The 19,927-nt window shown below is 63.7% G+C and carries 20 protein-coding genes; 18 read left to right on the forward strand and 2 right to left on the reverse strand.

Annotation, left to right across the window (positions count from 1 at the left end; all coding sequences use genetic code 11):
- Window positions 1–15: 15 nt before the first annotated feature.
- The 8 genes from UP10_RS08150 (at window position 16) to UP10_RS08185 (ending at window position 8,060) form a co-directional block, all read left to right on the forward strand.
- The gene (locus UP10_RS08150) at window positions 16–1,011 is read left to right on the forward strand and encodes an acetamidase/formamidase family protein (RefSeq protein ID WP_044586855.1); all 996 of its coding nucleotides are present in this window, start codon (window positions 16–18) and stop codon (window positions 1,009–1,011) included.
- 34 nt (window positions 1,012–1,045) lie between these two features.
- Window positions 1,046–2,281: an urea ABC transporter substrate-binding protein gene (locus UP10_RS08155; RefSeq protein WP_044586856.1), complete on the forward strand. Its 1,236-nt coding sequence runs from the start codon at window positions 1,046–1,048 to the stop codon at window positions 2,279–2,281.
- A gap of 95 nt (window positions 2,282–2,376) precedes the next feature.
- Entirely contained in the window at window positions 2,377–3,243 is an 867-nt protein-coding gene (locus UP10_RS08160; RefSeq protein ID WP_044586857.1) for an ABC transporter permease subunit, read from the forward strand.
- A 13-nt stretch (window positions 3,244–3,256) separates the two neighbouring features.
- A complete protein-coding gene (locus tag UP10_RS08165) occupies window positions 3,257–4,330 on the forward strand; it encodes a branched-chain amino acid ABC transporter permease (protein ID WP_044586858.1) in 1,074 nt (357 codons plus the stop codon).
- Between the two features lie 2 nt (window positions 4,331–4,332).
- Entirely contained in the window at window positions 4,333–5,052 is a 720-nt protein-coding gene (locus tag UP10_RS08170; RefSeq protein ID WP_044586859.1) for an ABC transporter ATP-binding protein, read from the forward strand.
- A complete protein-coding gene (locus UP10_RS08175; RefSeq protein ID WP_082077021.1) occupies window positions 5,042–5,752 on the forward strand; it encodes an ABC transporter ATP-binding protein in 711 nt (236 codons plus the stop codon). Before UP10_RS08170 ends, UP10_RS08175 begins: the two co-directional genes overlap by 11 nt.
- A gap of 59 nt (window positions 5,753–5,811) precedes the next feature.
- Window positions 5,812–6,573, forward strand: a complete 762-nt coding sequence (locus tag UP10_RS08180) for an SDR family NAD(P)-dependent oxidoreductase (protein WP_044586860.1) — start codon at window positions 5,812–5,814, stop codon at window positions 6,571–6,573.
- Between the two features lie 83 nt (window positions 6,574–6,656).
- On the forward strand, window positions 6,657–8,060 hold the full coding sequence (locus UP10_RS08185; protein ID WP_044586861.1) for an amidase: 1,404 nt from the start codon (window positions 6,657–6,659) through the stop codon (window positions 8,058–8,060).
- Window positions 8,061–8,072: 12 nt separating this feature from the next.
- On the opposite strand, the gene UP10_RS08190 is transcribed toward UP10_RS08185, so the two are convergent.
- Window positions 8,073–9,017, reverse strand: coding sequence for a LysR substrate-binding domain-containing protein (locus UP10_RS08190; RefSeq protein ID WP_044586862.1), 945 nt, complete (start codon window positions 9,015–9,017; stop codon window positions 8,073–8,075).
- A gap of 157 nt (window positions 9,018–9,174) precedes the next feature.
- On the opposite strand from UP10_RS08190, the gene UP10_RS08195 reads away from it, so the two are divergent.
- From UP10_RS08195 to UP10_RS08235, 9 genes are read left to right on the forward strand one after another with little or no spacing between them, the layout of a single operon-like run.
- On the forward strand, window positions 9,175–10,209 hold the full coding sequence (locus tag UP10_RS08195; RefSeq protein WP_044586863.1) for an ABC transporter substrate-binding protein: 1,035 nt from the start codon (window positions 9,175–9,177) through the stop codon (window positions 10,207–10,209).
- Window positions 10,210–10,236: 27 nt separating this feature from the next.
- On the forward strand, window positions 10,237–11,277 hold the full coding sequence (locus UP10_RS08200) for an ABC transporter ATP-binding protein (protein ID WP_044586864.1): 1,041 nt from the start codon (window positions 10,237–10,239) through the stop codon (window positions 11,275–11,277).
- Complete coding sequence (locus UP10_RS08205) at window positions 11,274–12,173, forward strand: ABC transporter permease (protein WP_044586865.1); 900 nt, start codon at window positions 11,274–11,276, stop codon at window positions 12,171–12,173. The genes UP10_RS08200 and UP10_RS08205 overlap by 4 nt, the downstream gene beginning before the upstream one ends.
- Window positions 12,170–12,976: an ABC transporter permease gene (locus UP10_RS08210; protein WP_044586866.1), complete on the forward strand. Its 807-nt coding sequence runs from the start codon at window positions 12,170–12,172 to the stop codon at window positions 12,974–12,976. The genes UP10_RS08205 and UP10_RS08210 overlap by 4 nt, the downstream gene beginning before the upstream one ends.
- 8 nt (window positions 12,977–12,984) lie before the next feature.
- The gene (locus UP10_RS08215) at window positions 12,985–14,121 is read left to right on the forward strand and encodes an NAD(P)/FAD-dependent oxidoreductase (protein ID WP_044586867.1); all 1,137 of its coding nucleotides are present in this window, start codon (window positions 12,985–12,987) and stop codon (window positions 14,119–14,121) included.
- 10 nt (window positions 14,122–14,131) lie between these two features.
- Window positions 14,132–14,428, forward strand: a complete 297-nt coding sequence (locus UP10_RS08220) for a (2Fe-2S)-binding protein (protein WP_044586868.1) — start codon at window positions 14,132–14,134, stop codon at window positions 14,426–14,428.
- Window positions 14,425–15,843, forward strand: a complete 1,419-nt coding sequence (locus UP10_RS08225; RefSeq protein WP_044586869.1) for an FAD/NAD(P)-dependent oxidoreductase — start codon at window positions 14,425–14,427, stop codon at window positions 15,841–15,843. The genes UP10_RS08220 and UP10_RS08225 overlap by 4 nt, the downstream gene beginning before the upstream one ends.
- Window positions 15,840–16,961 carry an NAD(P)/FAD-dependent oxidoreductase gene (locus UP10_RS08230; protein WP_044586870.1) on the forward strand — a complete coding sequence of 374 codons (1,122 nt, stop codon included), beginning with the start codon at window positions 15,840–15,842 and terminating at the stop codon, window positions 16,959–16,961. The genes UP10_RS08225 and UP10_RS08230 overlap by 4 nt, the downstream gene beginning before the upstream one ends.
- Window positions 16,962–16,976: 15 nt before the next feature.
- A complete protein-coding gene (locus UP10_RS08235; RefSeq protein WP_044586871.1) occupies window positions 16,977–17,324 on the forward strand; it encodes a RidA family protein in 348 nt (115 codons plus the stop codon).
- Window positions 17,325–17,354: 30 nt separating this feature from the next.
- Here the strand turns inward: UP10_RS08235 and UP10_RS08240 are convergent, their stop codons facing one another.
- A complete protein-coding gene (locus UP10_RS08240) occupies window positions 17,355–17,984 on the reverse strand; it encodes a helix-turn-helix domain-containing protein (protein ID WP_044586872.1) in 630 nt (209 codons plus the stop codon).
- Between the two features lie 230 nt (window positions 17,985–18,214).
- On the opposite strand from UP10_RS08240, the gene UP10_RS08245 reads away from it, so the two are divergent.
- Window positions 18,215–19,909, forward strand: coding sequence for a peptide ABC transporter substrate-binding protein (locus UP10_RS08245; protein ID WP_044586873.1), 1,695 nt, complete (start codon window positions 18,215–18,217; stop codon window positions 19,907–19,909).
- Window positions 19,910–19,927: the final 18 nt, after the last annotated feature.

Consider the following 19,927-nt stretch of genomic DNA (forward strand, 5'->3'; position numbering starts at 1 on the left):
TGAGGAGCCGTTCGCATGACCGAAGACTGGTTGAAAAGTTCCATCATGGCCAAGCGGGCTGTCGCCAAGGGGGCGACCGGCGCGACCCATGGCCTGACGATCGAGCAGCAGGGCGCCTTCCACTATGTTTACGGCCCCTATGCGAAACCGACGCTGTCGATCGATCCCGGCGGGGTCGTCGTCGTCGAGACCGAGGATGCCTTCGGTGGGGTGCTCACCAGCGAGAGCGACAGCCCCACAGCCAAGCTGAATTTTCCTTATCTCAACCCGCAATGCGGGCCGATCGCGGTCAACGGTGCAAAGAAAGGCGATTGCCTCGCCGTTTATATCCGCGACGTCGAGACGCGTGGCGAGCAGCCGGCCGGGACGACCTGCATCATTCCGGAGTTCGGTGGCCTCGTCGGCACCAGTTCGACGGCGCTGCTCAATCCGCCGCTGCCCGAGCGCGTGAAGAAGCTGCATGTCGACCGTAACGGCATACGCTGGAACGACAAGATCACGCTGCCCTACGAACCGTTTATCGGCACGATCGGCGTGTCGCCGGAGATCGAGGCGATCTCCTCGCTGCAGCCCGACTATCACGGCGGCAACATGGATCTGCCCGATGTCGCCCCCGGCGCGATCATCTATTTTCCCGTGCATACGGAAGGCGGGATGCTCTACGTCGGCGATTGCCACGCCACGCAGGGCGATGGCGAGCTCTCCGGCGTCGCGCTGGAGCAGCGCGCGACCGTGACGCTGCAGATCGATCTGATCAAGAACTGGAGCTTCGCCTGGCCGCGGCTCGAGACTCGCGACTTCATCATGACGATCGGCAGCGCGCGCCCGCTCGAGGACGCGGCCCGCATTGCCTATCGCGAACTCGTGCGATGGATGAGCTCCGATTACGGCTTCGACGAGATCGACGCCTACATGCTGCTCAGCCAGGCCGGCCGCATGCGGCTCGGCAACATGGTCGACCCGAAATACACGATGGGGGCGTCGATCCTGAAGAACTACCTCAAGCCATGACTTCCAACAGCCTTCAAAACAAAAGGACATCACGATGAATTCCGGACGTATGCTTGGAATGGCCGTTCTGAGCGCTGTGCTCGGGGCGACGGCGCTTTGTGCTGCTCAGGCAGCCGAGCCGCTGAAGGTCGGTTTGCTCGAAGATGTCTCCGGCGACCTGGCGTTCATGGGCATGCCGAAGCTCCACGGCTCGCAATTGGCGGTCGAGGAGATCAACAAGAGCGGCGGCATTCTCGGACGCCAGATCGAGCTGATCCATCTCGATCCGCAGGGCGACAACGCCCGCTACCAGGAATTCGGCCGCCGGCTGCTCAACCGTGACAAGGTCGACGTCCTGATCGGGGGCATCACCTCTGCCTCGCGCGAGGCGCTCCGTCCGATCGTCGATCGCACCTCTACGCCATACATCTATACCAACCAGTATGAAGGCGGCGTCTGCGACGCCAGCATGATCAGCATGGGCGCAGTGCCTGAGCAGCAGTTCTCGACTTTGATCCCGTGGATGGTCGAGAAGTTCGGCAAGAAGGTCTACGTCATCGCCGCCGACTACAATTTCGGCCAGATCTCGGCGGAGTGGAACCGCAAGATCATGAAGGACCTCGGCGGTGAGGTCGTCGGCGAAGAATTCATCCCGCTCGGTGTCTCGCAGTTCGCACAGACGATCCAGAACATCCAGAAGGCGAAGCCGGACTGGTTGTTGACGATCAATGTCGGCGCCGCACAGGATTCGTTCTTCGAGCAAGCCGCCGCGGCGAACCTCAACCTGCCGATGGGCTCGTCGATCAAGGTCATGCTCGGATTCGAGCACAAGCGGTTCAAGCCGCCGGCGCTCAACAACATGCATGCGACCGCGAACTGGTTCGAGGAGATCGATACCCCCGAAGCCAACGACTTCAAAAAGCGCTGGCACGCCAAGTTCCCCGATGAGCTCTACATCAACGATATGGGCTACAACGCCTACAATGCGCTCTACATGTACAAGACGCTGGTTGAGAAGGCGAAGTCGACCAAGCTCGACGACCTCCGCAAGGTGATCGCAACGGGTGATGCCTGCATCGACGCCCCCGAGGGCAAGGTCTGCATCGATCCGAAGAGCCAGCACACGTCCCATCGCATGCGTCTGATCTCGGTCGGCCCCAAGCACGAGGTGACGGTCGAGAAGGACTACGGAACGATCCAGCCGTATTGGCTGGGCCAGATCGGCTGCGACCTCACCAAGAAGAACGACAAGGATCAGTACACGCCGAGTCATCTTCCCAGCAAGTCGTGACACGCATCGGGCACGAATCTTGCTCGTGTTAGCGCGTGAGACTCTGACCAGTACCGGCGCCGCAATGATGCGGCGCCGCGATCGGGGAGACGAGAATGTCGGCTGAACTCTTCTCGTTGTTCTATCAGTTCGCCGACGTCTTTGCGTTTCTGATCCTCTCGGCCGCCGGCCTCGCCATTGTCTTCGGCATGATGGGCGTCATCAACATGGCGCATGGCGAGTTCATCATGTGCGGCGCCTATGTGACCGTCGGACTGGTCAATCTCGGCGTGCCGCTCGTGATCGCCCAGATCCTGGCGGCACTGACGGCGGGGCTCATCGGTGTCGCCGTCGAATTCCTCATCGTGCGGCGCTTCTACAAGCGTCCGCTCGACTCGCTGCTCGCGACCTGGGGCCTCAGCCTGATCGTGACGCAGTCGATGTTGCTGATCGTCGGTTCAGCGGTGCGCGGCATCGGAACGCCCGAGGGGAGCTTTGCGATCGGTGGCTATACGTTTTCGAGTTACCGGCTGGTGCTGTTCGGCTGTGCAGTGGCGGTGCTGGTTGGTCTCTACGTCATCTTCATGAAGACGCGCTTTGGCGTGATCGCGCGCGCGACCATGCAGAACGCGGCGATGGCGAAGGCGCTGGGCGCTCGCACCGGACGGATCTACGCGATCAGCTTCGGCATTGGCACCGGGTTGGCGGGACTTTGCGGAGCGTTGTATGCGCCGACCATGACACTGATCCCGACCATGGGCGCGACATTCGTGGTTGAGAGCTTCGTCACCGTGGTGATCGGTGGGGCGAATGTCCTGCTCGGAACCGCACCGGCGGCGGTGTTCCTGGCGGTGATCCGGATGACGTTGAATGCGAGCTACGGGCAGATCATCGGACAGATCGGCATGCTGTTCGCAGTCATCTTGATCATACGTGTGTTGCCCGAAGGTCTGTCCAGTGTGCTGGTCCGACGTGGGCGCTAGGCAGGGATTCCGGATGTTCAAGCTGCTCGATGGCCCACAGACGCTCGGACGAGGCAAGATTTTCTGGTCCTGCTTCCTCGCCGTGCTGGTTTGCGCGCTGATCTATCCGCTGTTCGCCGACTCCTATGACGTCGGCAACTTCTCCTACTTCCTGATCTGGATCTTCATGGCGCTCGGTCTCTGCCTGATGTGGGGCTACGGCGGCATGCTGTCATTCGGTCAGACCTTCTTCTTTGGCATCGCAGGCTACGGCTACGGCGTGCTCGCCATCAACATGGGCGGCGGCACGGCAACGATCGCCGCACTCGTCCTCTCCGTCGTTGTCGCGATGGTGGCGGCGGGAATCCTCGGCTACTTCATGATCTGGGGCGGCATCAGCGGCATCTTCTTCGGCATCGTGACGCTGTCGGCGACGCTGGTCCTTGCGTTCTTTCTCGGACAGACCGCGGGGCCGGAATGGCACATCGGCACGGCGCGGCTGAACGGCTTCAACGGCATGAAGGGCATGGACCCGCTCGCGGTCCGCGATTTCTATATTGAAGGGTCTGCGCTCTATTACGTCATGATCGCGCTCATCGTGATCGTCTATCTCGCGCTGCGCATGCTTGTGAACTCCGGGATCGGCAACGTGATCGTGGCCACGCGTGAAAATCCGCAGCGCGCCGAGATGCTCGGCTACGACGTCCGCAAATACCAACTCCTGACCTTCGTCATCGGCAGCGGCCTCGCCGGTCTCAGCGGCGCGCTCTATACGTCCTGGGGGCAGTTCATCACGCCGTCGAGCATCGGCCTGCCGGCGGCGGCGATGCCGATCGTCTGGGTCGCGTTCTCAGGACGCAACGATCTGACCGCGACACTGGTTGGATCGTTCCTGCTGCTGTTCGGCTTCCAGACCATCACCGTCTACAGCCAGCAGACGGCGCTGGTGCTGATGGGTGCGTTGCTGCTTGCGACCGTGATGCTGGCGCCGCAAGGTTTTGTGCTTGGCATCGGGAAGCTTGTCGTCGATCGCTGGCCCGGACGCCCGCGGCGTGATGTGAGCCCCGCGCTGGCTGACACTGGTCGCCTGCAACCGGATGAGACCTGATTATGGCGCTGGTCGAAGTGAAGGACGTCAGCAAACGCTTCGGTGGATTGACCGCCGTCTCAGACGTCGATCTGACGGTCAACGCAGGTGAAGTTCACTGCCTGATCGGACCCAATGGTGCTGGGAAGAGCACGCTGTTCAAGCTGATCGTCGGCCTCTATCCGCCGACCAAGGGCAGCATTTTCTTCGATACCGTCGATATTACCGCCGAGCGTCCCTATGCACGTGTGCAGCGGGGCATGAGCATCAAGATGCAGGCCCCGAGCGTCTTCAAGGAGCTCCCGGTGCGGCAGAACATCCAGATCGCGCTGCAGGCGCGCTTTTCGGGGGCGCAACGAAGCACCGAAGAGGATCGGCTGCTGACGCTGCTCAATCTGGCGCAGGACGCCAACAAGCTTGCTGGCGCGCTGTCGCACGGCCAGCAACAATGGCTCGAGATCGGCATGGCGCTGGCGCTGCAGCCGCAACTCCTGCTGCTGGACGAGCCGACAGCCGGAATGTCGCCGGAGGAAACCTTCAAGACCGGCGAACTGATCAAGTCATTCAATGCCGAGGGCATGACGGTTCTGGTCGTCGAGCACGACATGGCGTTTGTGCGCCAGGTCGCGCAGCGCGTGACCGTGCTGCATCTCGGCAAGATTTTTGCGCGCGGCAGTCTTGACGCTATCCTGCAGGACGAGAAGGTCGCCGAAATCTACCTGGGTAAGACCCATGCCCACTGATCGAATCCTGGACGTATCGGAACTATGGGCGGGGTACGGCGCGACGCCGATTCTGCAGGGCGTCAGCATGTCAGTGTCCCGTGGCGAAATCGTCGGCGTGATCGGCCGCAACGGCGTCGGCAAGTCGACCCTGATGCGGTGCCTGATCGGCCTGCTGCAGACCTGGCGTGGCACGATCACCTTCATGGGTCAGGATGTGACACAGCTCGAGGCCGATGCTCGCGCGCGTGCCGGTTTCGGCTACATTCCGCAGGGCCGCGACGTGTTTCCGCAGATGAGCGTCGAGGAGAACCTGCAGGTCGGCGAATTGATCGGTGGACCGGACGGAAAGAAACTGCCGGACCTCGTCTACGAGTATTTCCCGCGATTGAAGGAGCGCCGGCGTCAGGTCGCGGGCACCATGTCGGGCGGTGAGCAGCAGCAGCTCGCGATCGGGCGCGCGCTGATCGGCAATCCGTCATTGATGATCCTCGACGAGCCGTCCGAGGGCGTCCAGCCGTCGATCGTGCAGCACATCTGCGAAGCGCTGAAGTCGTTCCGGAACGAACTCGGGACCACAATCATCTTCGTCGAGCAGAATCTCGATACCATCCTGGCGATCGCCCAGCGCTGCTACATCATGGAAAAGGGCACGATCACGCGATCGCTGGCCGGCGACGACGTCAACGAAGATAATGTCCGTGCGCAGTTGTTGCTTTGACCAGCCGGGTCACGAGGAACGTCACGTTCTGCAATCAATAATGATGGAGGGAATGGAACATGGATCTAGGACTCAAGGGAGCAAAGGTTCTCGTCACTGGTAGCACCAAGGGAATCGGCAGGGCGATCGCCGACACGTTCGCCGCCGAAGGTGCCGATGTCGGAATTTGCGCGCGCAATCAGGCCGACGTTGACAGCGCGGTCGCCGCGCTCAAGGCGAAGGGCGTAGCGGCGTTTGGCGGTGTGGTCGACGTCTCGAACGGTCCGGCGCTGAAGGCCTGGGTCGCCGACATGGCATCGAAGCTCGGCGGCATTGACGTCGTCGTCGCCAATGTCAGCGCGCTGTCGATCGGACAGGACGAGGAGAGCTGGGAAAAGGGATTCTCCACCGACATGATGGGCACGGTTCGCCTGGTCAACGCGGCGATGCCGTATCTGGAAAAGAGCGGCGCGGCCGCGATCGTGACCATCTCCAGCGTCTCCGGACGCGAGGTCGATTTCGCGAGCGGCCCCTACGGCACCTTCAAGGCAGCGATCATCCACTACACACAGGGCCTGGCCAACCAGCTTGCGGCCAAGGGCATAAGGGCCAACTCGGTATCGCCGGGCAACACCTATTTCGAGGGTGGCGTCTGGAACATGATCAAGGACGGTAACCCCGAGCTGTACAAGACCGCGCTGGCGCTCAACCCGACCGGCCGGATGGGCACGCCGCAGGAGATGGCGAATGCCGCCGTGTTCCTTGCGAGCAAGGCGGCGAGCTTCATCACGGGAACGAACCTCGTGGTGGACGGTGCCTTGACGCGCGGCGTTCAGTTCTAGGTGCTTTGAGAAGCAGAAGAGGCGAAACCGCGCCGCACGCGGCGCCGGTTCGCGCAAATGTTCCGGGAACAACAGGGCGTCAGATGTCTGAGGATCCGTTGCACTACAAGTCGATCACCGAAATCTCTGAACTGATCCGCCGCGGCGAGTTGCGGTCTTCGGAGGTTACCGAGGCAATCCTGAACCGGATCGCAAAGCTCGACGGCGGGTTTCATGGCTACACCCTCGTCCTGGCGGAGCGGGCCATGGTGCAGGCGAGGAGCCTCGACGGCGAGACCGCGAAAGGGATCTGGCGAGGGCCGCTGCACGGCGTTCCGATCGGGCTGAAGGACCTCTGCTACACGAATTTCGCGCCGACCGCGGGCGGCACGACGATCCACGCGAAGTTCGTGCCCTCCTTCAATGCGACGATCGTGGATCGGCTCGAGCAGGCCGGTGCGGTCACGCTCGGCAAGCTCAAGATGACGGAAGGTGCTTATACCAGCCACCATCCCGACGTTCAGGCTCCGCTCAATCCGTGGAATACGAATTATTGGGTCGGCTCCTCATCGAGCGGATCGGGCGTGGCGACGTCGGCAGGGCTTTGCTACGGCTCGATCGGCAGCGACACCGGCGGCTCGATCAGGTTTCCGTCGGCGACCTGCGGGTTGACCGGGATCAAGCCGACCTGGGGCCGCGTCAGCCGATACGGCGTCTTCCCGCTGGCGGATTCACTGGACCATGTCGGGCCGATGTGCCGGAGCGCCGCGGATGCGGCTGCGATGCTTGGCGTCATCGCTGGCGCAGATGTCAACGATCCCACCGCCTTGCAGGCGCCTGTGCCGAACTATCTGGCGCGGATTGGCGACGGCATTCGAGGGCTCAAGATCGGTGTGGACCGCAAATACACCCAGGACGGAATCGACCCGCAGGTCGTGGCGGCGCTACTGGAAGCCGAACGCACGCTCGCGGAGCTCGGTGCCGACATTCGCGAGGTGCAATTCCCGCCTTACGAGAAGCTGGTCAGCATGTGGATTACGATGTGCTCGGTGGAGACGGCGGAGGCGCATCTCGATACCTATCCCTCGCGCAAGTCGGAATACGGTCCTGATCTCGCGCAGTTGATCGAGCAGGGCAGGTCGATGAGCGGCGTCGACATTGCCGCGATCCATCACCAACGGCTGAAGTTCAGCGGCAGCCTCGCTGCATTGTTTGGAGATATCGACGTTCTGCTGATCCCGACGATGCCGGTGCCGATCCCAACGCTCACCAAGATGGGCGAATACGGTGCCGATCCGAATGTGCTGTTGAGCATCCTGCGCTTCACCGCCGTGTTCGACTTCTCGGGCAGCCCGACGATCACGCTGCCGATGGGCATGGCGTCGGACCGGATGCCGCTCAGCATGCAGCTGGTCGGGCCGCATCTCGCCGAGGACGTGCTGGCCCGCGCAGGATACGCGTTCCAGTCGAGGACGGACTGGCATACGCGGCGGCCGCCGATCGGGTGATTTGCTCTGCCATCATGTGTCGACCTGCGCGTCCTGCCGGCGAACCAGGCCAGGTGGATTCCGCTCAAGTTCCTCGAGCGCCCGCCGCACGGTTTCCACCAGGTCCAAAGCCACCGGCGAAGGGCTGCGTTGTGCCGGAAAGACCGCCGCAAATTCGAAATCGATCCGTGGCATGAAGCGACGCACCGCAACGCCGCGCGTTGCGAATTCCTGCGCCGTGAAGGGATCGCAGACTGCAACGCCGAGGCCGGACGACACCATCCCGCACATGATCTCCGAAAGATGGGTTTCGACTCTCAACACGCGACGCACATCGTCGCGGTTGAAGGCCTGGTCGATCAAATGTCGACCGGTTGTTCCGGCCGACAGCGACACGAACGTCTCGCCCTCGAAATCGCGCGGCTCCAGAACCTCTTTTGCTGCCAGGCGATGTCCTGAAGGCAGCACCGCGACGCGCGCCGGCGCCGGCAGCCGCAGGCTCGGCAGGCCAGAATGCGCGATCGGCACCTCGGCAAAACCGAGGTCGCACTGATTGTTCAGCACCCAGTCGACCACGATCGGCGAAATCACGCCGAAGAAGGCGAGGTTGAGGTTTGGTCGTTCTTTCAGGAAGTGCCCGGCGAGCCGCGGCAGATAGCCGTTCGAGAGCGCCGGCAATGCCGCGATCCGCAAGGTGCCGGTGCGTCGGCCGCGGATTTCTTCGGCTGCCGCGGTGATGCGTTCGAGACCGACAAAGGAGCGTTCGACCTCGGTATAGAGCGCGGTTGCCGCGGCGCTCGGCACCAGTCCCGTGCCACGCCGCTCGAACAACTCCATCTTCAGGAGCGCCTGGAAGTCGCGGAGCAATCGGCTGACCGCCGGCTGCGTCACGGCCATCAGTTTGGCGGCCTCGGTCACGCTGCCGGTCATCATCATTGCGCGGAAGGCTTCCACCTGCCGCGGGTTGATCCGCACCATCCCAGATCCCATTCATAACATTTCAGCATGTAGAGGGTGCCATTATTCATTGGACGACGGAAGTATGCACTGCGATCTTTTTCATCAGTGCTGGTGACAGCCCGTTTTTACGGCAGATTGGGGCCGGGCGGCCCCCTTTAGTTGGAGATCGGTCCATATGAAGCCTTTCAGCCTTTTGACAGCGGTCGGCATCGCGGCACTCGCCGCACTTCCGTCGGACGTCTCGGCCCAGCAAAAGACCCTCTATGTCGCCGGCTATGGCGGCTCGTTCGAGAAGACGATCCGGGACGAGGTGATCCCGGCCTTCGAGCAGGCGAACGGCGTCAAGGTCGAATATGTCGCCGGCAACTCGACGGACACGCTGGCCAAGCTGCAAGCGCAAAAGGGCAACCAGCAGATCGACGTCGTCATCGTCGACGACGGTCCGATGTACCAGGCGATCCAGCTCGGCTTCTGCGCCAAGGTCGAGGGCGTGCCTGCCGATCTTTATGACGCGGCGCGCTTCAAGGACGATCGTGCCGTCGGCACCGGCCTGGTCGCGACCGGCCTGATGTACAACACCAAGATCTTTGCCGAGAAAGGCTGGGCGCCGCCGACCTCCTGGAACGACCTCAAGGATCTGAAGTACCAGAACAAGCTGGTGATCCCGCCGATCAACAACACCTATGGCCTGCATGCGCTGCTGATGCTCGCCAGAATGAATGGCGGCAGCGAATCCAACGTCGATGCCGGATTCAAGATCTTCAAGGACGAGATCAATCCAAACGTGCTGGCCTATGAGCCTTCGCCGGGCAAGATGACCGAGCTGTTCCAGTCCGGCCAGGCGGTGCTGGCGGTCTGGGGTTCAGGCCGCGTGCAGAGCTTTGCCAACACCGGCTTTCCCGTCGACTTCGTCTATCCGAAGGAGGGCGCGGCCACGCTGCTGACGGCCGCATGCCCAATCGCCAAACCCAACGCCTCGCCGCTCGCGTCGAGCTTCATCCAGAAGCTGCTCGATCCCAAGATCCAGCTCGTGTTGCTGAAGGACTATGGCTACGGCCCGGTGCTGAAATCGCTGGCGGTGCCGCCCGAGCTCGGCAAGATGGCGCCGATCGGCGAGCGCGCGGCCAAGCTCTACACACCCGACTGGAGCATCATGAACGACAAGCGCGAGGAGTGGACCAAGCGCTGGAATCGCGAGGTCGAGCGCTGAGCCGATCGAAGCACCGGAACAATATCCATGGCCTTTCTCGAGCTCGATCGCCTCTGCAAGCAATTCGGGGCGCAGACCGTCGTTGATGATTTCAGCCTTGCGGTCGGCAAGGGGGAGTTCGTCTCTTTCCTCGGTCCGTCCGGTTGCGGCAAGACCACGACCTTGCAGATGATCGCGGGCTTTCTCGATCCCTCGCGCGGCGCGATCCGCTTGGAAGGGAAGGACCTGACCGTGGTGCCTCCGGCCAAGCGCGGGCTCGGCATCGTGTTCCAGAGCTACGCGTTGTTTCCGCACATGACTGCAGCGGAAAACGTCGCCTTCGGCCTCGAGATGCGGAGGGTATCACGCGCCGAGTGCGCTGAGCGTGTTCGTGCGGCACTCGCGATGGTCGGTCTCGCCGGTTACGAGGAACGCTATCCGCGCCGCATGTCCGGCGGCCAGCAGCAGCGGGTGGCGCTGGCGCGCGCGCTGGTGATCCGGCCGAGTGTGCTGTTGCTCGACGAGCCGCTGTCGAACCTCGACGCCAAGCTGCGCGAGGGCATGCAGATCGAGCTGCGCCAGATCCAGCGCACGCTCGGCACCACCACGGTCCTGGTCACCCATGACCAGAACGAGGCGATGTCGCTGTCGGATCGGATCGTGGTGATGAGCCAGGGCCGCATCGAGCAGATAGGCACGCCGCAGGACACTTACGAGCGGCCGGCCTCGGCCTTCGTGTCGCAGTTCCTCGGCAAGACCAATGACTTCGCCGCGACGATCGATCGCACGGTTACTCCCGCGCGGCTGATCGCAGGCTCGTGGACTGCACCGGCACCGGCTGGGCTGACTGGCCCCGTGACGATCAGCATCCGCCCGGAGCGGATCGGGTTCGCAGATGTTGGCCTCGCCGCGAAGATCGTGACGCGGATATTCCAGGGCAATCACTGGCTGTTCCAGTGCGAGAGCGAATGCGGTCCTGCGATCGTGATCCGCCAGAACGACGGCCAGCCGCAGCCGGCGGAAGGCGATGCGGTGCGCCTTGCCTGGCGATCGGATGACATGAGCTTGCGCGCCGGAGGCGCCGCGTGAGTGCCGTCGTCGACACGGCTCCGACGGCCACCGCGGATGAGCGCACCAAACGCGCGCCCTGGGTGCTGACGACACCTGCGCTGCTGCTGTTCGTCGGCGTGCTGGTGATTCCGCTCACGATGACCGTGATGCTGTCGTTCCACGACTGGGGCCAGTACAAGGGCATCGAGCCGGTCTTCATCCTGAAGAACTGGCGCGAGATCGCGACCGATCCCTATTACGCCGAAATGTTCTGGCGGACGTTCCGCATCGCGTTGCTCACCACCCTGATCACCGCGGTGTTCGGCGCCCCGGAGGCCTATATCCTCAACCGCATGAGCGGGCGCTGGAAGAGCTTCTTCCTGCTCGTGATCCTCGGGCCCCTCTTGATCTCGGTGGTGGCGCGCACGCTCGGCTGGGCACTCCTGTTCGGCGGCAATAACGGGCTCGTCAACAAGCTGCTGATGTCGCTCGGGCTCATCGGCACGCCGCTGCGCTTCATGTTCACCGAGACCGGCATGGTGGTCGCGCTCGCCCATGTCATGATGCCGTTCATGGTGCTGTCGGTGTGGGCTGCGCTGCAGCGGCTCGATCCGCAGATCGAGAATGCCGCGCTGTCGCTCGGCGCCAGTGCGCCGACTATCATCCGCCGCATCATCCTGCCGCAGATCGTGCCCGGCGTGCTGTCGGGCGCGATCATCGTGTTCTCGCTCTCGGCCAGCGCGTTCGCGACGCCTGCGATCATCGGCGGCCGCCGGCTCAAGGTCGCGGCGACGCTGGCCTATGACGAGTTTCTCAACACGCTGAACTGGCCGCTTGGCGCGGCGGTCGCCATCCTGCTGCTGGTCGCGCTGGTGCTGATCGTTGTCGGCAGCAACGCGCTGATCGAGCGACGCTACGCCGAGGCGTTCCGATGAGACAGAACGGCCCGCTCGCGCTGATCTTCCATACGCTGTTTGTCATCTTCATGCTGGCGCCGATCGTCGTGGTCTGCCTCGTCGCGTTCACGCCGGAGGGGTATCTGTCGCTGCCGACCAACGGCTTCTCGCTGCGCTGGTTCAGGGCGATCGCGAACTATCCGGAATTCGTCCATGCCTTCTGGATCAGCCTCGGTCTCGGCGCGCTGTCTTCCTTCGTGGCGCTGCTGTTCGCGGTGCCGGCGGCGCTCGCAATCGCGCGATATAAATTCCGCGGCCGCGATGCGCTCGCGGCGTTGTTCCTGTCGCCGCTGATGATTCCGCATGTCGTGCTCGGCATCGCCTTCCTCCGCTTCTTCACGTCGATCGGAATGGGCGGCAGTTTTCCGGCGCTGATCATTGCACATGTGATCGTGGTGTTTCCATTCGCGCTGCGGCTGACGTTGGCGGCGGCCACCGGGATGGATCGTTCGGTCGAAATGGCGGCGATCTCGCTCGGGGCCGGCGGCTGGACCCTGTTCCGCCGGGTGACATTGCCGCTGATCCTGCCGGGCGTCATCTCGGGCTGGGCGCTCGCCTTCATCCAGTCCTTTGACGATCTGACCATGACCGTGTTCCTGGCCGCGCCCGGCATCGAGACGCTGCCGGTGCGCATGTTCCTCTATGTCCAGGACAACATCGATCCGCTGGTTACGTCGGTCTCGGCCAGCGTGATCGCGGTCACCATGGCCGCGCTTATTCTGCTCGACCGCTTCTACGGGCTGGACCGCGTGCTCGTCGGCAAGAGCGACACGGGGCGATAGGAGAACTCATGCACAGGGATTATGACGTCGCCATCGTCGGCGGCGGGCTGCTCGGCTCCGCCATCGCCTGGGGACTCGGCCGGCTCGGCAAGAGGGTTGCCGTCCTCGACGAGGGCGACATCGCCAAGCGCGCTTCACGTGCTAATTTCGCGCTGGTCTGGGTGCAGAGCAAGGGACTGGGCATGCCGGCCTATACCGGCTGGACCGTGCGGGCCTCGGAAACCTGGAGCACGCTTGCTGCCGAATTGAAGGAGCAAACCGGGCTCGACGTCTGCCACCAGCGCAATGGCGGCTTCCATTTGACGCTCAGCGATGCCGAGTTCGAGCAACGCGCTCAGCTCGTCACGCGGATGCACAACCAGGTCGGCGCGGCCGACTACAGCATGGAGATGCTGTCGGCGTCTGAGGTCAGGAAGATGCTGCCGCTGATCGGCCCTGAGGTCTCCGGCGGCAGCTTCTGTCCGCTCGACGGCCATGTGAATTCGCTGCGCACCTTCCGTGCCTTCCACACCGGCTTCAGGCAGTTCGGCGTCGACTATTTCCCGGAACAGCCGGTCTCGGCGATCTGCCGTGATGGCGGCGAATTCCGGCTGTCGACGCCGAAAGGCGAGATCCATGCCGGCAAGATCGTGCTCGCCGCCGGCAACGCCAACCAGACGCTGGCACCGATGGTCGGCCTGTCGGCGCCGATGGGCCCGACCCGCGGCCAGATCGTGGTGACCGAGCGCACCATGCCGTTCCTGCCGCATCCGCTGACCACGATCCGCCAGACCGACGAAGGCACGGTCATGATCGGAGACAGCAAGGAAGACGAACTCGACGACCGCGTGCTGAGGCATCCGATCAACGCCGCGATGGCCGATCGCGCCCAGCGCATGTTTCCGCATCTGGCGCGGCTCAATGTCGTCAGGAGCTGGGCCGGCATCCGCGTCATGCCGCAGGACGGCTTCCCGATCTACGATCAGTCGGAAACTCACCCCGGTGCATTCGTGGCTTGCTGCCATTCCGGCGTGACGCTCGCCCCCAACCACGCCTTCGAGATCGCGCGGATGGTAGCAGTCGGCGCGCTCGAGCCGGAACTGGTCGGCGCTTTCTCGGCGCGTCGCTTCGCAAGTGACGGCGCAGCGACGACTGACATCAGGTAGAGGCATCTCAATGTTCAAACGATCCGATCAGGACAACAGACCAGCTGTGCAGGTCTTCGTGGATGGTGCAGCCATCGCGGCACGCGAGGGGGATTCGGTCTCTGCAGCGCTGCTTGCATCGGGCCGCGACGTCCGTCGTGCGACCGCGGTGAGCGGCGCGCCGCGACTGCCCTATTGCATGATGGGCGTGTGCTTCGACTGTCTCGTCACCATCGACGGCGTCGGCAATCGCCAGGGCTGTCTCGTGCCTGTTACCGAGGGCATGCAGATCGAGATCCAGAAGGGCAAGCGGGAGATCGGAAAATGACCACGACACCCAAGCGCGACAGCTATGATGTCGTGGTGATCGGAGCCGGGCCCGCCGGCCTCGCCGCGGCTGCGACGACGGCGGAGGCCGGCTTGTCGACGCTGCTGCTCGACGAGAATGTTGGCCCCGGCGGCCAGGTCTGGCGCGCGATCGCATCGACGCCGGTGGTGGAACGCGACAGCCTTGGTGCCGACTATTGGGCGGGCGCGGATCTGGTTCAAGCGGTGCGCGCGAGCGGCGCCGAGATCATCCAGCAAGCGACGGTCTGGAGCCTCGATCGGCATCTCGAGATCGCGCTTTCCGTCGGCGGCGCCTCGTCCTTCGTCAAGGCACGGCGCGTGATCCTGGCGACCGGTGCGCTGGAGCGACCGTTTCCAATTCCCGGCTGGACACTGCCCGGCGTGATGACCGCGGGTGCTGCTCAGACGATGCTGAAATCATCGGCGCTGGTGCCGGACGCGCCTACGGTGATCGCAGGGCAGGGACCGTTGCTGTGGCTGCTTGCGGCGCAGATTCTGCGGCTCGGCGGCCGCATCGATTGTATTCTCGATACGACGGAGCGGCGGAACTATCTCGCGGCATTGCCCTACGCCCTTGGCTTCGTGATGTCGCCCTATTTTGCCAAGGGCCTCGCGATGATGCGGGAGGTGAAGGCGAAAGTGCGAGTCGTCAGCGGCGTCAGTGAGCTCGCCGCGCTCGGCGACGGTAGGCTTGCCAGCGTGAGCTACGTGTCCCGCGGGCGGCGCGAGACCATCCCTGCGGAACTGTTGCTGCTGCATCAGGGTGTCGTGCCGAACGTCAACCTCGCAATGTCGGCCGGAATCGAACATCGGTGGGACGACCGGCAGCTCTGCTGGTCGCCGGTGCTCGATCCCGACGGCAACACATCGGTCGCAGCCATTGCCATTGCCGGTGACGGGGCCGGCATTGGCGGCGCAAGCGTTGCGGTGGTGCGCGGCCGGATCGCCGCGCGCGGCGCAGTCGAATCGCTGGCGCCTGCGGCCGCTGCGACGCTCACCGCCGAGAACGTGCTCAGAACGACGCTGGCGCAGGCCGAGCGCGGCCGCGCCTTACTCGACGTGCTGTTCCGTCCGGCGCCGCAGTTTCGTATCCCATCGGGCGATACCGTGGTCTGCCGCTGCGAGGAGGTCACCGCAAAGGACATTCTCGACGCAGTCGCGATCGGCGCAACCGGCCCGAACCAGCTCAAGGCCTATCGCCGCACCGGCATGGGGCCGTGCCAGGGCCGGCTGTGCGGTCTCACCGTCACGGAACTGATGGCGCAGGCGCGCGGCAAGAGCCCGCAAGAGATCGGCTATTATCGGCTGCGCGCACCGGTGAAGCCGATCACGCTGGCGGAGCTTGCCTCGGTTCCGAAGACTGAGGCCGACGTCAAGGCGGTGGCGCGCCAATGACCAGGCTGGTGGATGCGATCGTCGTCGGTGGCGGCATCCACGGATGCTCGACCGCGCTGCATTTGTGCCTCGCCGGCATGAAGCCCGTGCTGATCGAGAAGGATTACGCCGGCCGGCATGCGTCGGGCGTCAACGCCGGCGGTGTCCGCCAGCTGGCGCGGCATATCCCCGAGATCCCGCTCTCGATCCGCTCGATGGGAATTTGGGAACGGATCGCGGAGCTGCTCGACGACGACTGCAGCTTCGAGAGCCACGGCCAGGTTCTGGTCGCGGAGGATGATGCAGAGCTTGCGACATGCCGCGCGCGCGTCGCAGAGCTGAATGCGCTCGGCTTCACGCACGAGGAGCTGATTGACGCAACCGAGCTGCGGCGGCTGGTGCCTGCGGTGGCCGACAGCTGCCCCGGCGGCGTGGTCTCGCGGCGCGATGGCGCGGCCAATCCCGCCCAGACGACGACAGCGTTTCGGCGCAAGGCGGCCTTGTTGGGCGCGACGGTCTGCGAAGGCGTGGCGGCCAGCAATATCCGGCAGCGCGACGGGCTCTGGCAAGTCGATGTCGGCGCGGACAGCTTTGCCGCACCGGTGCTCGTCAACGCCGCCGGCGCGTGGGCCGGGCGGATCGCGGCCGACCTCGGTGAGCCGGTCCCGGTCGAGACCGTGGCGCCGATGCTGATGATCACGTCACGCGTGCCGCACTTCATCGATCCGGTCGTAATCCTGCGCGGCCGCAAGCTGTCATTCAAGCAATTCGCCAACGGCACCGTGCTGATCGGCGGCGGCCATCTGGCGACGCCGGACCAGGACCGCAACGAGACCGTGTTGGATTGGCGCGGCTTGGCGGTGAGCGCGCGCACTGTGTTCGAGCTGTTTCCGGTGATGCGCGACGCGACGATCGTCCGGGCCTGGGCCGGCATCGAGGCCAAGACAAAAGACGATCTGCCGGTGCTGGGGCCCAGCGCGCGTCACAAGGGGCTTTATCACCAGTTCGGCTTTTCGCTGCACGGCTTCCAGCTTGGCCCCGGCGCCGGCGCCGTCATGGCGGAGCTGATCGTCAATGGCGGCACCCAGACCCGGATCGGCGAGCTCGGCATCGAGCGCTTCCATCCTTCCACATCCTGAGACAACGAGGATACCATGAGCATCACCCGCAACATCCGCACCCCGATCATGCACCGAGCGGTCGAAGCCAATGGCTTCGTGTTCGTCGGCGGCACGATCGCTGACGACACCAGCGTCTCGATGGGCGAGCAGACCCGCAACATCCTTGGCAAGATCGCGGGTTATCTGAAAGAGACGGGAACCGATCGGTCCCGTGTCGTCAGCGCGTCGATCTTCGTCACCGATCTCTCAGGGAAGAAAGAGATGGATGCGGTCTGGACCGAGTTCTTCGGCGACAACCTGCCGGCACGCGCGACGGTCGGCGTTGCCGATCTCGGCGGCGGTGCCCTCATCGAGGTGGTGGTGACTGCGCTCAAGGGCTGAGGCAGCGCCGCCGCTCATGCCATTGCGGTTTCAACCGGCTGGCGGATCGGCCTGGTGCAGCGTGGTCACCCAGATGACGCGCGCGACCTGCTGTGTCGGGTTGTCGAACATATGCGGCACGACGCTCGGGAAGCGGAAGCTATCGCCCGCCTCAAGCATATGGGCCTGATGGTCGAGCCACAGACGCAGGCTTCCAGCCAATATGTAGCCGGCCTTTTCACCGGTGTGCTGAAAGAAATCGGTGCCCGAAGAGCCGCCGGGATTGAGCGTGAGTTCGTAGAATTCGAGCTCGCCTTTCCCGGCCGGCGTGAGCGCTTCCTTGACGACGCCGCTGGCGGTGAGCCGAAGCAGCCGCCGATTGCTCTTGCGCACGATGTAACGCTGCGGTTCGGCTCCGTCGCTCGCTTCGAAGAAATAGGAGATCGGCACGTCGAGGGCGATGCTGAGGAGACGCAGCGTGCGCACCGACGGCATGGCGCGCGCGCGCTCGAGCTGGCTGATCATGCCGGTGGACAGGCCGGTCCGGGTGGCGACGTCTTGAATCGAGAGGCCAGCACGCTGGCGAAGCAGGCGCACGGTTTCGCCGAGACGCTGGTCGCCCGCCTCATCGCGTTCGATCGTTTGGGTGTCCTTTGGAGCGATTGTGCTGCCGTCACCCATGTCGTTCTCCTGTGCCCATCGTCTCGCCGCTCAGCCACTCGTCCGCTTTGGGGAAGTTAGCCTGATTAAACAAATCATCGCATTCATCAGTAGCATTGACACAAATATTTAGCTGTGATGAAATTTTGATTAGAAGATTTATGCTGCTTAAAGCTTGGTCACTCGTCCCGCACTGGATTTGCGAGGTTCGGGCGGGAAGCCGGCGGTGCGCGCAGGAACGGAGGCGGGTCGTGGCAGACGAAACCAGCAACTTCGGCCGTCCGGTTCCGGGACTACCGTCCGGCCTCTCCAACCGCCGCCAGTTCATCCAGTTCGGCGCAAGCGCCGCGGCGGGATGGACCATAGCGGGCTCCGCATTTGCGCAGACCGAACGTCCAGCCAATCCTCCGGCCAAGCCACGCGGGCAGGTGATTGCGGCCCTGTCCCAGGAGCCGACCGTCTTTCATCCCCTGATGCCGAGCATCGAGGTCGATCAGGGCGTCTGGTGGCAGGTGTTCTCGCCGCTTTGGTTCATCGACAGCGAGGGCAACTTCGTTCCTGATCTCGCCCGCGAAGTCCCGACTATCGAGAATGGCGGCTTGACGGCCGATGGGCTGACCTGGAAGATCAAGCTGCGCAGTGACGTGAAGTGGCACGACGGCGCGCCGTTCACGGCAGACGACGTCAAGTTCTCGCTCGAGCTGAACAACAACCCGGATTTCCGCGCCCGCAGTCGCGTCGGCCACAGCCTGCTAAAGGACGTCAAGGTTGTCGCGCCCGACGAGATTCATTGGCGGATGGAGGCTCCCTATTCGCCCTATATGTCGATCCTGTCGCTGACCTTCATCGTACCAAAGCACATCCTGGAGAAGCTGCCGGATCCGAACAGCTCGCCGTTCAACAACGCGCCGGTCGGGACCGGGCCATTTCGCTGGGGCGAGCGCGTGCCCGGCGACCATATTCAGCTCAGCGCCCATGCCGGCTACCACGGCAAGGGGCCTTATCTGGAACGCGTGGTCTTCAAATATATCCCCGACCTCACCGTTCTCTACACCCAGTTCCGCACCGGTCAGGTCGATTACACCGGCCTGCAAGGTATCCTGCCGAACTTCGTGCAGGAGGCGAAGGCGCTGCGCGGCCACAAGGTCTTCGTCTCCTCGACCTCCTCGGTGGAGCATCTGGCGCCGAACCTCGAATTCGGCCCGTTTGCCGACCGCACGGTGCGCGAGGCGCTCTACCTCGCGATCAACAAGAAGGCGATCATTGATGCGCTCAACTACGGCCTGCCGACGCAGACCGAGAGTTTCGTGCCACAGCAGGCCTGGTCGTTCCAGCAGGGCCTGCCTCAGCACAGCTACGATCCGGCCAAGGCCAATGCGCTGCTCGATGCCGCTGGATGGACGCGGGGCGCCGCCGGCGTGCGCGAGAAGGGCGGCGTCAAGCTCGAATTCACCAACTCGACGACGTCGGGCAACGCCGTCCGCGAACAGACCCAGCAACTGCTTATCCAGGATTGGCGTGCAATCGGCGCCGCGATGCGGGTAAACAACATGCCGGCTGCCGTCATTTGGGGGGACTACTGGTTGCAATCGAAGTTCAACTCGGTGCTGGTGGGGGTGAACTTCATGCTGGGCAGCGACCCCGACGTGACGCCGCGCTTCGGCTCGGGCGCTATTCCCGCCAAGGGCGGACGCGGCTACAACACCTATCAATACCAGAGCCCGGAGGCCGACCGGTTGCTCGCCGAGGGCGCCAGGCAGTTCGATCTTACACAGCGCAAGGCCACCTACGGCGATCTGCAGAAACTGATCCGCAACGACCTCGCCATCCTGCCGCTGTTCCAGGGCTTCATCGCCGAGGGCGTGAAGGAGGGGCTGCAAGGCTTCCGCCCCAACATCAACACCTCGAGCAATTGCTGGAATATCCGCGAATGGTACTGGGCCTGATGCGTCCGGTCCGCTGGA

Origin of the sequence: Bradyrhizobium sp. LTSPM299, assembly GCF_000938235.1 — a bacterium.
In the GTDB taxonomy this organism is placed as follows: domain Bacteria; phylum Pseudomonadota; class Alphaproteobacteria; order Rhizobiales; family Xanthobacteraceae; genus Bradyrhizobium.

Bases quoted from the DNA above. Each gene is read 5' to 3' on its own strand.
- UP10_RS08150 (WP_044586855.1), top strand. From the start codon at position 16: ATGACCGAAGACTGGTTGAAAAGTTCCATCATGGCCAAGCGGGCTGTC.
- UP10_RS08155 (WP_044586856.1), top strand. From the start codon at position 1,046: ATGAATTCCGGACGTATGCTTGGAATGGCCGTTCTGAGCGCTGTGCTC.
- UP10_RS08160 (WP_044586857.1), top strand. From the start codon at position 2,377: ATGTCGGCTGAACTCTTCTCGTTGTTCTATCAGTTCGCCGACGTCTTT.
- UP10_RS08165 (WP_044586858.1), top strand. From the start codon at position 3,257: ATGTTCAAGCTGCTCGATGGCCCACAGACGCTCGGACGAGGCAAGATT.
- UP10_RS08170 (WP_044586859.1), top strand. From the start codon at position 4,333: ATGGCGCTGGTCGAAGTGAAGGACGTCAGCAAACGCTTCGGTGGATTG.
- UP10_RS08175 (WP_082077021.1), top strand. From the start codon at position 5,042: ATGCCCACTGATCGAATCCTGGACGTATCGGAACTATGGGCGGGGTAC.
- UP10_RS08180 (WP_044586860.1), top strand. From the start codon at position 5,812: ATGGATCTAGGACTCAAGGGAGCAAAGGTTCTCGTCACTGGTAGCACC.
- UP10_RS08185 (WP_044586861.1), top strand. From the start codon at position 6,657: ATGTCTGAGGATCCGTTGCACTACAAGTCGATCACCGAAATCTCTGAA.
- UP10_RS08190 (WP_044586862.1), bottom strand. From the start codon at position 9,017: ATGGTGCGGATCAACCCGCGGCAGGTGGAAGCCTTCCGCGCAATGATG.
- UP10_RS08195 (WP_044586863.1), top strand. From the start codon at position 9,175: ATGAAGCCTTTCAGCCTTTTGACAGCGGTCGGCATCGCGGCACTCGCC.
- UP10_RS08200 (WP_044586864.1), top strand. From the start codon at position 10,237: ATGGCCTTTCTCGAGCTCGATCGCCTCTGCAAGCAATTCGGGGCGCAG.
- UP10_RS08210 (WP_044586866.1), top strand. From the start codon at position 12,170: ATGAGACAGAACGGCCCGCTCGCGCTGATCTTCCATACGCTGTTTGTC.
- UP10_RS08215 (WP_044586867.1), top strand. From the start codon at position 12,985: ATGCACAGGGATTATGACGTCGCCATCGTCGGCGGCGGGCTGCTCGGC.
- UP10_RS08220 (WP_044586868.1), top strand. From the start codon at position 14,132: ATGTTCAAACGATCCGATCAGGACAACAGACCAGCTGTGCAGGTCTTC.
- UP10_RS08225 (WP_044586869.1), top strand. From the start codon at position 14,425: ATGACCACGACACCCAAGCGCGACAGCTATGATGTCGTGGTGATCGGA.
- UP10_RS08230 (WP_044586870.1), top strand. From the start codon at position 15,840: ATGACCAGGCTGGTGGATGCGATCGTCGTCGGTGGCGGCATCCACGGA.
- UP10_RS08235 (WP_044586871.1), top strand. From the start codon at position 16,977: ATGAGCATCACCCGCAACATCCGCACCCCGATCATGCACCGAGCGGTC.
- UP10_RS08240 (WP_044586872.1), bottom strand. From the start codon at position 17,984: ATGGGTGACGGCAGCACAATCGCTCCAAAGGACACCCAAACGATCGAA.